The sequence below is a fragment of the candidate division KSB1 bacterium genome, from assembly GCA_022562085.1.
Classification (GTDB): Bacteria; Zhuqueibacterota; Zhuqueibacteria; order Oceanimicrobiales; family Oceanimicrobiaceae; genus Oceanimicrobium.
Genome location: JADFPY010000022.1, coordinates 16,144 through 28,684 on the forward strand (window position 1 = coordinate 16,144; position 12,541 = coordinate 28,684).

Annotated in this window: 23 protein-coding genes; all 23 read right to left on the reverse strand. The window is 44.2% G+C overall.

The features are described 5' to 3' along the window. Positions 1 to 5: 5 nt before the first annotated feature. On the reverse strand, positions 6 to 194 hold the full coding sequence (rpmD, locus tag IH879_03730; protein ID MCH7674043.1) for a 50S ribosomal protein L30: 189 nt from the start codon (positions 192 to 194) through the stop codon (positions 6 to 8). Positions 195 to 207: 13 nt separating this feature from the next. After that, positions 208 to 732, reverse strand: coding sequence for a 30S ribosomal protein S5 (rpsE, locus tag IH879_03735; GenBank protein MCH7674044.1), 525 nt, complete (start codon positions 730 to 732; stop codon positions 208 to 210). Positions 733 to 748: 16 nt separating this feature from the next. Further along, positions 749 to 1,123: a 50S ribosomal protein L18 gene (locus IH879_03740; protein ID MCH7674045.1), complete on the reverse strand. Its 375-nt coding sequence runs from the start codon at positions 1,121 to 1,123 to the stop codon at positions 749 to 751. Between the two features lie 29 nt (positions 1,124 to 1,152). Further along, a complete protein-coding gene (rplF, locus tag IH879_03745; protein MCH7674046.1) occupies positions 1,153 to 1,689 on the reverse strand; it encodes a 50S ribosomal protein L6 in 537 nt (178 codons plus the stop codon). Positions 1,690 to 1,711: 22 nt separating this feature from the next. Further along, positions 1,712 to 2,110 (reverse strand): 30S ribosomal protein S8, encoded by a 399-nt coding sequence (gene rpsH, locus IH879_03750; protein MCH7674047.1) that lies wholly within the window; start codon positions 2,108 to 2,110, stop codon positions 1,712 to 1,714. A 19-nt stretch (positions 2,111 to 2,129) separates the two neighbouring features. Further along, positions 2,130 to 2,315: a type Z 30S ribosomal protein S14 gene (locus IH879_03755; protein ID MCH7674048.1), complete on the reverse strand. Its 186-nt coding sequence runs from the start codon at positions 2,313 to 2,315 to the stop codon at positions 2,130 to 2,132. A gap of 16 nt (positions 2,316 to 2,331) precedes the next feature. Further along, a complete protein-coding gene (rplE, locus tag IH879_03760) occupies positions 2,332 to 2,901 on the reverse strand; it encodes a 50S ribosomal protein L5 (GenBank protein MCH7674049.1) in 570 nt (189 codons plus the stop codon). Positions 2,902 to 2,932: 31 nt separating this feature from the next. Further along, on the reverse strand, positions 2,933 to 3,268 hold the full coding sequence (locus IH879_03765; GenBank protein ID MCH7674050.1) for a 50S ribosomal protein L24: 336 nt from the start codon (positions 3,266 to 3,268) through the stop codon (positions 2,933 to 2,935). A 21-nt stretch (positions 3,269 to 3,289) separates the two neighbouring features. Beyond that, positions 3,290 to 3,658: a 50S ribosomal protein L14 gene (gene rplN, locus IH879_03770; protein ID MCH7674051.1), complete on the reverse strand. Its 369-nt coding sequence runs from the start codon at positions 3,656 to 3,658 to the stop codon at positions 3,290 to 3,292. A gap of 23 nt (positions 3,659 to 3,681) precedes the next feature. Beyond that, complete coding sequence (gene rpsQ / locus IH879_03775) at positions 3,682 to 3,939, reverse strand: 30S ribosomal protein S17 (GenBank protein ID MCH7674052.1); 258 nt, start codon at positions 3,937 to 3,939, stop codon at positions 3,682 to 3,684. A 12-nt stretch (positions 3,940 to 3,951) separates the two neighbouring features. Beyond that, on the reverse strand, positions 3,952 to 4,203 hold the full coding sequence (rpmC, locus tag IH879_03780) for a 50S ribosomal protein L29 (protein MCH7674053.1): 252 nt from the start codon (positions 4,201 to 4,203) through the stop codon (positions 3,952 to 3,954). A 3-nt stretch (positions 4,204 to 4,206) separates the two neighbouring features. Next, the gene (gene rplP, locus IH879_03785; GenBank protein MCH7674054.1) at positions 4,207 to 4,626 is read right to left on the reverse strand and encodes a 50S ribosomal protein L16; all 420 of its coding nucleotides are present in this window, start codon (positions 4,624 to 4,626) and stop codon (positions 4,207 to 4,209) included. Between the two features lie 12 nt (positions 4,627 to 4,638). Further along, positions 4,639 to 5,268, reverse strand: a complete 630-nt coding sequence (gene rpsC, locus IH879_03790) for a 30S ribosomal protein S3 (protein ID MCH7674055.1) — start codon at positions 5,266 to 5,268, stop codon at positions 4,639 to 4,641. 14 nt (positions 5,269 to 5,282) lie between these two features. After that, positions 5,283 to 5,642, reverse strand: a complete 360-nt coding sequence (rplV, locus tag IH879_03795; protein ID MCH7674056.1) for a 50S ribosomal protein L22 — start codon at positions 5,640 to 5,642, stop codon at positions 5,283 to 5,285. 8 nt (positions 5,643 to 5,650) lie between these two features. After that, on the reverse strand, positions 5,651 to 5,938 hold the full coding sequence (rpsS, locus tag IH879_03800; protein MCH7674057.1) for a 30S ribosomal protein S19: 288 nt from the start codon (positions 5,936 to 5,938) through the stop codon (positions 5,651 to 5,653). 9 nt (positions 5,939 to 5,947) lie between these two features. Continuing rightward, complete coding sequence (gene rplB, locus IH879_03805; GenBank protein ID MCH7674058.1) at positions 5,948 to 6,775, reverse strand: 50S ribosomal protein L2; 828 nt, start codon at positions 6,773 to 6,775, stop codon at positions 5,948 to 5,950. A gap of 13 nt (positions 6,776 to 6,788) precedes the next feature. After that, positions 6,789 to 7,091, reverse strand: coding sequence for a 50S ribosomal protein L23 (rplW, locus tag IH879_03810; protein MCH7674059.1), 303 nt, complete (start codon positions 7,089 to 7,091; stop codon positions 6,789 to 6,791). Then, positions 7,088 to 7,717, reverse strand: a complete 630-nt coding sequence (gene rplD, locus IH879_03815) for a 50S ribosomal protein L4 (GenBank protein MCH7674060.1) — start codon at positions 7,715 to 7,717, stop codon at positions 7,088 to 7,090. The genes rplW and rplD overlap by 4 nt, the downstream gene beginning before the upstream one ends. Positions 7,718 to 7,724: 7 nt before the next feature. Further along, positions 7,725 to 8,345, reverse strand: coding sequence for a 50S ribosomal protein L3 (gene rplC / locus IH879_03820; GenBank protein ID MCH7674061.1), 621 nt, complete (start codon positions 8,343 to 8,345; stop codon positions 7,725 to 7,727). A gap of 25 nt (positions 8,346 to 8,370) precedes the next feature. After that, a complete protein-coding gene (gene rpsJ / locus IH879_03825) occupies positions 8,371 to 8,679 on the reverse strand; it encodes a 30S ribosomal protein S10 (protein MCH7674062.1) in 309 nt (102 codons plus the stop codon). 33 nt (positions 8,680 to 8,712) lie between these two features. Continuing rightward, a complete protein-coding gene (gene tuf, locus IH879_03830) occupies positions 8,713 to 9,903 on the reverse strand; it encodes an elongation factor Tu (protein MCH7674063.1) in 1,191 nt (396 codons plus the stop codon). Positions 9,904 to 9,982: 79 nt separating this feature from the next. Next, entirely contained in the window at positions 9,983 to 12,064 is a 2,082-nt protein-coding gene (gene fusA, locus IH879_03835; protein ID MCH7674064.1) for an elongation factor G, read from the reverse strand. 156 nt (positions 12,065 to 12,220) lie between these two features. Further along, on the reverse strand, positions 12,221 to 12,541 hold a 321-nt coding region (rpsG, locus tag IH879_03840), incomplete at its 5' end, for a 30S ribosomal protein S7 (protein ID MCH7674065.1).

Consider the following 12,541-nt stretch of genomic DNA (forward strand, 5'->3'; position numbering starts at 1 on the left):
TTTTTCTAAACTGTTTCAACTTTAACAAGATGGCTGACTTTTCTTATCATGCCTTGAATTTGGGGCGTATCATCATGAACCACCGAACGATGCAACTTTCCCAACCCCAAGGCCTCGATAGTCCGCTTTTGTTTAAAATGGCGTCCGATAACACTTTTAAATTGTGTAATCTTGAGCTGCTTCTTTTTTGCCATGTTTTTTTACAACCTATACTGTTACTTTATTAAAAACTTCGTCTATGGTCAACCCCCGCTGACGTGCGACGAAAGAGACTTCCATCAATTCCGATAAAGCTTTCATCGTTGCTTTTACAATGTTGTGAGGATTAGCGGAGCCTATGGACTTAGTTAAAATATCCTGAATTCCTACCGACTCTACGATTGCCCTAATTGCGCCTCCGGCAATAACCCCGGTTCCAGGTGACGCAGGCTTGAGAAAAACCTTGGCCGCTCCAAATTTGCCATTTATGGTATGGGGAATCGTTCCCTTTATAAGTGGCACTCGAACCAAATTTTTCTTAGCATTCTCAGAACCCTTGGATATAGCATCTATCACTTGATTTGCCTTGCCCAAACCAGTCCCGACATGCCCATTACCGTCACCCACAACCACAATGGCATTAAAGCTAAAACGCCGTCCGCCTTTAACAACCTTAGCAACGCGATTAATGTGAATGACACGCTCTTTTAAGTCTACTTCACCAGGATTAATCTTTGCGGCTCTATTATTCAATTAGCTTCTCCAGGTATTAAAATTTTAGTCCATTCTCACGAGCGCCCTCTGCAATCGCCCTAACCCGACCGTGATATAAGTACCCTCCCCGATCAAACACCACTGTTTCAACTTTGAGCGCCTTTGCCTTGTCGGCAATAGCCTTGCCAACCAGCTTAGCAGCATCGACTTTGCCTTTCGCCTTAGAAACCTGGCCATTAAGATCAGGGGTAAGCGTAGAAACTCCGGCCAAAGTTCGATTAGCGACATCATCTATTAGCTGCGCGTAAATATTTCTCGCGCTACGAAAAACAGCCAATCGCGGTCTTTCTTTTGTTCCTGAAACGATTTTATGAATACGCTTCTTTTTACGCAACCTGCGAAAGTTTTTAACTTTATTCTTATCTGACATCGTGGGTCCCTTGAATTTGAAATATCATTTTAGGCCGCCGTCTTTCCGGCTTTTCTGCGTATGTATTCATCGACATACTTGATCCCCTTACCTTTGTAAGGTTCCGGGGGCCGGAAAGACCGAATTTTTGCGGCCACCTGGCCAACCAAGTGCTTATCGATTCCACGCACACTTATATTGGTTGGATCGGCAACCACTACCTCAACACCTTCTGGCGGTAAAAAGACAATTGGATGTGAATATCCAAGCTGTAAGCTTAAACGGCCTTTGCTCATTTCCGCTTTGTAGCCAACGCCTACGATTTCGAGTTTTTTTTCGAAACCCTTTGTCACGCCTTCTACCATATTGTTCAAAAGGCTTCTGTAAAGCCCATGCAACGATTTATAATACTTGCTGTCATTGGGACGGGAAACAGTTAGCTGTCCATCCTTGATATCTAATTTAATATCCTGGTTCACTTCACCTGAAAGGTTCCCCTTTGGTCCGGTCACCTCAACCGTACCCTTGTTAATTTTCACCTCAACCCCCTCGGGAAGACCAATCGGATTTTTCCCAACTCGTGACACTGATTTCTCCTAGCTTCAGATTCTACCAAACATGGCACACAACTTCACCGCCAACATTCAACTTCTTTGCATCGCGATCAGAAACCACCCCCCTTGGAGTGGAGAGAATTGCAATGCCTAGATTATTGTAAACCCGCGGTATTTCCTTACTGCTAACATATCTTCTCAAACCCGGCGTGCTGATTCTCTTAAGACCACGAATCACGCTGTCTCCATTCGTATCGTATTTTAAATAAATACGGATGTATCCGCTTTTTTTGTCATCAATAAGTAAATAATCTTTAATATAGCCATAATCTTTGAGGATCCTTGATAACTCTTTTTTCATATTAGATGCCGGTATATCCACTTTATGATGCCTGGCATTTTTAGCATTTCTTATTCGGGTTAAATAATCCGCTACAGTATCCGTCATACTCATTTTAAAATATCCTCAAATTCTACCAACTCGCCTTTGTAACCCCGGGAATTTTTCCTTCTAAGGCCAACATACGAAAACAAATTCTACACAAACCAAATTTTCGCAGAAATGCGCGCGGCCGCCCACATTTCGAGCACCGATTATATTTTCGTACTTGAAACTTAGGCTCTCTTTTCTGCTTTGCAATTAAAGATTTTTTTGCCAAGAATTTACCCTTCTAATTAACCCTGTGATTCACTTCGTTTTCTAAACGGCATCCCGAAAGCGGCTAAAAGCTCATAAGCCTCTTCATCCCTTTGGGCAGACGTTACAATGGTTATGTCCATTCCGCGAACACGATCGATTTTATCGTAATCGATTTCGGGAAAAATAATTTGCTCTTTGATACCAAGCGTGTAGTTTCCGCGGCCATCAAATGAACGATCAGAAAGCCCCCTGAAATCTCTAACTCTGGGTATGTCGATATTGATCAATCTATCGATGAATTCGTACATTCGCCAGCGCCTCAAAGTAACTTTACAACCGATCTTATTTCCTTCTCTGATTTTAAAATTGGAGATGGCTTTTCTCGCTTTCGTAACCAGAGGCACTTGACCCGAAATTACTTGCAAATCTTCAATCGATTTGTCCAAAAGCTTAGAATCTTGTGTAGCCTCGCCAACACCTAGATTCACAACCACCTTCTCAAATCTTGGAACTTGCATCACATTCTGATAGCTGAATCGTTTCATCAGCTTTGGTACAATATTCTTTTTATATTCAGCAATTAATCTTGGCTCGTATTTCGCCATTTCAACTCAGTTCCTTTTATTGACGCAGGTATCAGGCTGATTCCTGAATCATCTCACTGCAATTTTTACAAACTCTTGCTTTTCTTCGTGAATTCTTTCCCTCTTTCCCCAGAAACTCTCTTTTGATGCGAGTCGGAGTATTGCACTTGGGACAGATGACCATCACATTTGAAACATTGATGGGCGCTTCCTTTTTGACGATACCGCCCTGCGGCATTTTATTTGAAGGGCGCATGTGGCGTTGAATAAAATTAATGCCTTCAACGATTACCCTATTTTGATCAGCAAAAATTTTCAAAACCTTGCCCTTCTTGCCGCGATATTCACCCGACAGCACCAACACTTGATCATTCCGTCTAACGTGCATTAAAATTCTCCACTAATATTTCTACAGAACCTCGGGGGCCAAAGAAACAATTTTCATATACTGCCTGTCTCTAAGTTCACGAGCAACCGGCCCGAAAATTCTCGTACCCCTTGGTTCATTTTGATCATTGATTAAAACCGCGGCATTTTCATCAAACCTGATATAAGAACCATCAGACCTGCGAATCTCTTTTTTGGTTCGCACGATGACCGCTTTACTAACCTCACCTTTTTTAACACCGCTGCCAGGTATTGCGGACTTTACCGAAACTATAATAGAATCACCAACATGTGCATATTTTCTTTTGGTACCACCGGGCACCATAATACACATGACTTTTTTTGCACCCGTATTATCTGCTACAATCAACCTTGTATATTGCTGAACCATCTTCTCCTCACCAATAGGACAATTTATTTGGCTTTTTCGACTACTTCAACGAGACGCCATCTTTTCAACTTGCTTAGGGGCCGGGTCTCTACGATCTTGACCGTGTCGCCAACCCGGCACTGATTTTCTTCATCATGCGCCATAAACTTGGATGTCTTCCTGAAATATTTTCCATATAATGGGTGTCTTACTAAACGTTCGACTGACACCACAATACTCTTGTTCATTTTGCTCGAAACGACGCTACCAACCTTTGATTTTCTGCGACCACGCTTTTCCATATTGATCCAATCTTATTTTGATTTTTCCTCTTTTACCTGCTCTTTACCCGTCACCGATTCCTTCGAGGCTCGTATTCCAAACTCGTACTCATGCAAGACCGTTTTTAACCGAGCGATATCTTTTCGAACCTCGCTCAATCTTTTGGGATTGTCTAACTGATGCATCGCATGCTGAAAGCGAAGGTTGTACAATTCTTCCAATGAATCGGTTAAACGTAATTCGGTTTCGTCCTTGGTCAACTCTTTTATTTCATGCATTTTCATAGTCTATTCACCAAAATCCGCTTGACTTACAAAACGAGTATTAAACGGTAATTTATGAGCCGCCAACCTGAGCGCCTCCCTGGCTACCTCTTCCTGAACACCACTCAATTCAAACAGAACCCTTCCAGGCTTTACCACGGCAACCCAATACTCCGGGGAACCCTTTCCCTTCCCCATTCTGGTTTCGGCAGGCTTCACAGTTACAGGTTTATCGGGAAAAATTCGAATCCAAACTTTGCCGCCTCTCTTAATATGACGAGTCATTGCAACACGTGCAGCTTCGATTTGCCGAGATGTAACCCACGCAGGCGCCATTGACTTTAAGCCATACTGGCCGAAAGAAACCTTCGAACCCCGAACAGCCTTGCCCTTCATCCGGCCGCGTTGCTGCTTGCGAAACTTTACCCGTTTTGGCATTAACATAAATTCGTCTCCCTAACTGCCTATCACTTCGCCTTTACAAATCCAAACCTTCACGCCGATCGCGCCGTGAGGGGTTCTGGCCGTTAAGCTGGCGTAATCAATATCAGCGCGCAATGTATGAAGAGGAATGCGACCATCTCTGGCGTTTTCACGCCGCGCCATTTCAGCGCCGCCCAGTCTGCCGGCGCATGCGATTCTTACCCCTTCAGCACCCATACGCATAGTGCTCATGACAGCCTTCTTCATTGCTCTCTTAAAAGGAATCTTCGCCTCCAATTGCCGAGCAACGTTTTCAGCCACCAAATAGGCATCCAATTCTGGTTTTTTAATTTCATTGATATTTAATTGAACATCCTTTTTTGTAAGACGTTGTAATTCTTCTTTTAGCTTATCAACCTCAGAACCCTTTCTGCCGATCACAATCCCCGGTCTCGCTGTATGAATTGACAGAGTAATTACTTGCGGTGTTCGATCGATGCTAATTCTTGAAATGCCGGCGTTTTGTAGCCGACTGCGGATATATTTGCGAAGCATCAAATCTTCTTCAAGCTTCGCCGCAAACCCACGCTCATCGAACCAATTGGATTCCCAATCTCGAATGATTCCCAAACGTATTCCAACCGGGTGAGTTTTTTGTCCCAAGTTACCTCCGCTCTTTATTTTTCCGATGGATTGTCTACTGCCGAAACCACAATCGTGATGTGGCACGTGGGGCGCTTTATACGCATGGCACGCCCCATGGAAGCTGCCCTGAATCTCTTAAATGAAAACCCCTGGTCAACATACGCCTCCTTAACCAGTAAATTTTCCGGGGCAACCTTGGAGGCATCTTCATTATTTAACATATTGGCAACGGCAGATCTTAGGGTTTTCTCAATCGGTTGTGCCGCAGCTTTATGAGTGAAATGCAAAACGTTCAAAGCCTTATCCACCCCCACGCCACGAATCAAATCAATCACTCGTCTCGCTTTTTGAGGAGACATTCTTACATATTTTGCAACTGCGCGTGCTTCCATACTTAATCCTATCTAATCCTCGATGACTTTTCTGCAGATTTACCGCCATGCCCTCTAAAAGTGCGAGTCGGCGAAAACTCACCGAGCTTATGACCCACCATATTTTCAGAAATAAATACCGGTATAAACTTGTTGCCGTTATGAATCGCTATGGTGTGCCCTACAAATTCCGGCGTGATCGTTGAGCGCCTGGCCCAAGTCTTAATCACTCTTTTCTGACTTGATTTATTCATAAGCTGAATACGCTTTTCAAGTTTCTCGTCAATATAAGGGCCCTTTTTTACTGAACGCGGCATATTTTTTACCTATTTTTTCTTTCGTTTTGTAACAATATAGTCGTCAGATTTCTTTTTGTGACGAGTCTTTCCACCCTTCGCAGGTTTCCCCCACGGCGAACATGGATGCCGGCCACCCGAGCTTTTTCCTTCACCACCACCCATTGGGTGATCAACCGGGTTCATAACGACACCCCGGACATGAGGTCTCCTCCCCAACCATCGGGACCTACCCGCTTTACCAATCGAAACATTTTCATGATCAACGTTACCAACTTGACCAATCGTCGCCCGGCACTCCTGCCTAACCATTCTAACTTCACCGGAAGGTAGTTTTAGCTGAGCATATGCGCTCTCTTTTGCAACCAACTGGGCATAGGTTCCTGCCCCACGAGCCATCTGGCCGCCTTTTCCGGCAACCAGTTCAATATTATGAACGAGAGTTCCCAGAGGTATATTTTTCAAAGAGAGAGAATTGCCGACTCGAATCTCAGCCTTTTCTCCGGACATCAACTCGTCACCAACCTTCAAACCCAAAGAGGCTATAATATAACGTTTTTCACCGTCCCGATAGTTTAGAAGTGCAATATTTGAAGATCTATTTGGATCATACTCAATCGAAGCAACCACGGCAGGTATACCATCTTTTGTTCGCTTGAAATCAATGATTCTATATGCCCGTCTATGCCCGCCACCACGAAACCTCAATGTCACGTGCCCGTGATTATTACGGCCACCTGTTTTACGAAGAGGCCGCAAAAGAGATTTCTCAGGCTTACTTTGAGTAATCTCCTCAAAATCGAGAACCGAACGCTGTCTAAGTCCAGGTGTTGTTGGTTTATAAGTTTTAATTCCCATTTTTGACTAATCCTTACTGCTCCTGAAATAAATCTATCGTATAGCCTTCCTTCAAAGTGACTACGGCTTTTTTCCAATCGGAACGCTTGCCACGAGTCAGCCCCCGGCGAGTGTTCATTCGCTTCATCTTACCCTTCACGTTCACGGTATGAACTTTGTCAACCAGGACACCGAACTTGCCTTCGATCGCTTTCTTTATTTCTATTTTGTTTGCTTGAGGAGCTACTTGAAAACCGTATTTCTGAGCCTCCTCTTGCATTTGAAGCATCTTTTCGGTTAGAACAGGTTTAATCAAAATTGCGTCGAGGGATTTCATTCTTTGACCGCTCCCGCCAGTTTATCCACTGCACTTTGCTGAATAAGAACTGTATCACATTTCAACAAATCATAAGTAGACTCGGTTCTTGCAACCCTGATTTCCAATTTGGGAATATTCTTGCCAGCCCTTAAAATGTCTGCATCATAATCAGATAAAAGCAATAGGGTTTTTTGGTTATCCAAACCCAGAGACTTAAGAATTGAGAAGACTTCTTTGGTTTTGGAAAGTTCCAACTTAAAATCTTCGATTATCTTAATTTTATCATTTTTTGCTTTGTCTGAAAAAGCGGATTTCCGAGCAAGCAATTTTACTCTCCTGGGAAGCCTCATATTATAATCACGAGGCTGGGGTCCAAAAACCCGGCCCCCGCCAACCCACAACGGAGAACGAATCGTCCCCGCTCTCGCTGCACCTCGTCCTTTCTGTTTGAAAGGCTTCCTCCCACCGCCACTCACCATGCTCCGGGTCTTCGTCGAAGCTGTACCCTGTCTGGCATTTGCGTTTTGAGCCTTGATGGTTAGATAAACGGCATTCTCATTCGGGTCAATATTAAAAACATCATCAGGAAGCTTTACCTTAGCTCCCGAATAACCACCATTCTTCTTTAAGACTTCCAATTCCATATCCAACTCACTTCCTAATTAGCACCAAGCCGCTATTGGGGCCGGGCACAGGACCCTTAATCATAAGAATATTTTTCTCAGGCTCAATCTTAATAATCTTTTTGTTTTTTAAAGTCACTTTACGATGTCCCATTCGTCCAGCCATCCGCATCCCCTTAAAAACACGAGCCGGATATGCCGATTGGCCAATAGAACCCGGCGCTCGAAGGCGATCACTTTGCCCGTGGGTTTTTGGCCCGCCCTTGAATCCATGCCTCTTTACAACGCCTTGAAAACCCTTGCCTTTCGAAAACCCGGTAACGCTCACACCTTGCCCTTCCTCGAAAATCTCAACCGTAACGTTATCCCCTAACTTCAATTTCTCAGCATCAACAAAACCCTTGAGTTCTTTTACTATCTTTTTAGGCTTAACCCCCGCTTTAGCAAAATGCTGCATCTCTGGCTTTGAAGTATTCTTTTCTTTCTTGTCAAGAAAGCTAATTTGAATTGAATCATATCCATCAGTTTTTTCGGTTTTTATTTGGGTCACCGAACACGGCCCAGCCACAATAATAGTAACAGGAACCGATTTGCCGGCATCATCAAACACCCTCGTCATGCCAATTTTTCTACCGATTATTCCAGACATGCTTACTCAATATCCTTAACTTTCGTCAAACCTTAATCTCAACATCAACGCCTGCGGGAAGCTCTAATTTCATTAAAGCATCAACTGTCTTTGGCGTAGAATTTAAAATATCTATCAAACGCTTATGAATACGAGTTTCAAATTGTTCTCTAGATTTTTTATCAACGTGAGGCGAACGGAGCACCGTATAAAGGGAACGCTTTATGGGCAAAGGCACAGGACCCGAGATCGCAGCTCCCGTAGCCTTCGCGGTCTTGATTATCTTATCCGTAGATTTATCGATCAATCGATGATCGTAGGCTTTTAACTTTATCCTGATTTTCTGGCCAACCACTTAAATTCGCTCCCTTTTATTGTCGCTCACTTATTATTCAATAATGTTGCCAACAACTCCGGCACCTACTGTTCGACCGCCTTCACGAATCGCAAAGCGGAGTCCCTGCTCCATAGCAATCGGTGAAATCAACTCAACTTCCATGTTCACATTGTCACCGGGCATAACCATTTCCACGCCCTCATCTAATTTAAGAATACCGGTAACATCGGTGGTCCTGAAATAGAATTGCGGACGATAGCCGTTAAAAAATGGCGTATGCCGGCCACCCTCCTCTTTCTTTAGAACGTAGACTTCCCCCTTAAACTTAGTGTGCGGAGTAATAGAACCCGGTGCAGCGACAACCATGCCTCTATCAAGCTGCTCTTTATCGACACCCCGAAGCAGCAAACCAACATTATCGCCAGCCTCGCCATAATCCAACAATTTGCGAAACATTTCAACACCTGTTACTACGCTCTTCATTGTAGCGCCAAGGCCAATAATTTCAACGTTATCGCCGGTCTTAATTTTACCCCGGTCAATCCTACCAGTGCCAACCGTACCACGGCCAGTAATACTAAAAACATCCTCTACCGGCATAAGGAAAGGTTTATCAACCTCACGAGTCGGGGTTGGAATATAATCATCAACAGCCTGCATTAGCTCTATAATGGCTTTGGTTTTTTCTTCATCATCAGGACTCGTCAATGCCTCAAGAGCGCTTCCTTTGATAATCGGAATATCGTCGCCGGGAAATTCATACATGCTAAGCAATTCGCGTAATTCAAGCTCTACCAATTCAAGCAATTCCGGGTCATCCACCTGGTCAACTTTATTTAAAAAGACAACAATGTATGGAACGCCAACCTGACGCGCAAGCAAAATATGCTCACGGGTTTGCGGCATCGGACCGTCTGCAGCACTAACCACAAGAATCGCTCCATCCATTTGAGCCGCACCGGTAATCATATTTTTTACATAGTCCGCATGACCGGGACAGTCGACATGAGCATAGTGACGACCTTCCGTTTCATACTCAACGTGCGCGGTTGCAATCGTTATCCCTCGAGCCTTCTCTTCAGGAGCATTGTCTATTGAGTCAAACGGCGTATAGTCCGCCAAACCCTTTTTATTCAAAACCAAAGTGATCGCAGATGTCAACGTCGTTTTACCATGATCAACATGTCCAATAGTACCCACATTAATGTGTGGTTTAGTTCGTTCAAATTTCTGCTTGGCCATGATCTTACCTCCAGATTTGTCTAATTCGCACTACTCGATAAAACTTAAACTTCAGATTTAATTTTACAAGACTCTATAGTTAAGCTGCATTTACGCTTTCTACAACTTTCTCAGAAACCGCCTTAGGCGCAACATCATACTTCGCAAACTGCAGCGTAAAAATAGCTCTACCCTGTGTCAATGACCGCAAACTGGTTGCATAGCCGAACATCTCGCTCAAAGGTGCAGAGGCTGATATAACCTGCGCATCTTTCCTCGGAAAGATGCCGCGAATCTTACCGCGCCGGCCATTCAAATCCCCCATCACTTCGCCCATGTATTCTTCAGGCACAACAACCTCAACATCCATAATCGGCTCCATCAAAACCGGGCCAGCCTTGGAAACAGCATTTTTCAAAGCCATGGAACCGGCAACCTTGAATGCCATTTCAGAAGAATCTACATCATGATAGGAGCCATCCAACAACGTTGCCCTTACATCCACCAGAGGATAGCCTGCGATAATACCATTCGTGAGCGCCTCCTTAATACCCTGCCCAACAGAACGTATATACTCTCTCGGAATAGTGCCACCAACAATTTTATCAACAAATTCAAACCCAACACCTGGCTCCGCAGGCTCAACTTCAATAACAACGTGCCCATACTGACCCCTGCCACCACTCTGACGAATAAACTTGCCCTCCGCTTGAATTTTTTTGGTTATAGCTTCCTTGTATGCTACCTGAGGCCTGCCAACATTTGCCCCGACCTTGAACTCGCGCAACAAACGATCAACCAATATCTCAAGGTGCAATTCACCCATCCCATAAATCACGGTCTGGCTGGTCTCTTCATCGGTTTTTATTTTAAAGGTCGGATCCTCTTCAGCCAATTTACCCAAAGATATTCCGAGCTTCTCCTGATCGGCCTTCGTTTTCGGCTCAATCGCAACGGCGATAACGGGCTCCGGAAAGTTCATAGACTCCAGGACAATCGGACTACCTTCAACAGCAAGCGTATCACCGGTTTTAGTATATTTAAACCCAACCGCAGCAACAATACCCCCGGTCCGCACCTCTTTAATATCCTCTCTCTTATCTGCGCTCATCAACAGAATCCGCCCCAGTCGCTCCCGTTTCTTCGCGGTTACGTTGTAAACATACGATCCCGCCTGGATGGTACCCGAATAAACCCGAAAATAGGTAAGCCTGCCAACATGGGGATCAGTCATAATTTTAAAGGCAAGAGCGGAGAAAGGGTCATCATTGGCGGGTTTTCTGGAAATCTTTTTTTTGGTTTTCGGGTGATAGCCGAAAATCTCAGAAATATCCACGGGCGAAGGCAAATAGCTCAGAACAGCATCCAACAACCTCTGAACACCTTTGTTCTTAAAGGCAGAGCCCAACAAGACCGGAGTAATACTACAGTCAATAGTTGCCTTTCGGATAGCCCGCATAATATCTTTTTCTTCGATTTCATGACCTTCCAAGTATTTTTCTAAAAGCGTGTCATCATATTCGGAAACCGATTCCAGCAGAATAGTTCTGTACTCAGCCGCCTTTTCTTCCAAATCGTGTGGAATATCCATTTCTTCCCAGGAGGAACCCAAACTGGCATCATCATACACAACCGCCTTCATCCGAATCAAGTCAATCAACCCGACAAACATGTCTCCTTCGCCAATCGGGACTTGAATTGGGACGACATTAGCACCCAGTCTATCTTTAATCATCTCCATCGCGCCATAAAAATTAGCGCCAACACGATCCATCTTATTAACAAAAATAACCCTCGGAACCTGATATTTATCAGCTTGACGCCAAACTGTTTCAGATTGAGGCTCAACGCCGCCAACGGCGCAAAACAGTGCAATCGCACCGTCCAAAACCCGTAGCGACCTTTCTACCTCTACAGTAAAATCGACGTGTCCGGGCGTATCGATAATGTTAATACGATGGTCTTTCCACAGGCAAGAAACTGCAGCGGATGTAATTGTAATTCCACGCTCTCTTTCCTGCTCCATCCAATCCATCGTTGCAGCACCATCATGAACTTCACCCATGCGGTGAATTTTGCCTGTGTAAAACAGAATACGCTCAGTTGTGGTAGTCTTACCCGCATCAATGTGGGCCATAATACCAATATTACGAATCTTATCCAGCGAAACTTCTTTTGACATAACAACAAACTCCCGATTAACTAAAATAAAACCAAGCGTAACCATTGAATCCGTTCCACAATTACATGAAAAAGGGAAGTGCAAATATAAAATTTGCTTCCCTTAAAACTAATAATTTTAAAAACTTAACGTAATTTTTTTGTATTTATTCCTTTCCTACCACCGAAAGTGGGCAAAAGCTTTATTAGCCTCGGCCATCTTGTGGGTATCTTCCCTTTTTTTCATTGAATTCCCCTCCTTATTCGAAGCGGCTATCAATTCATCTGCCAGCTTTTCAGCCATCGACTTTCCCGGTCGCGTTTTCGCAAATCCAATAATCCACCTCAACGCCAACGCTTGCTTGCGATTCAAACGAACCTCAACCGGTATTTGATAGGTTGCACCACCAACCCTGCGAGAACGAACCTCAAGAATCGGCTTGACATTTTCAATAGCCTTTTCAAAAACCTCTAGGCCGCTTTTCTTCGTTTTACTTTC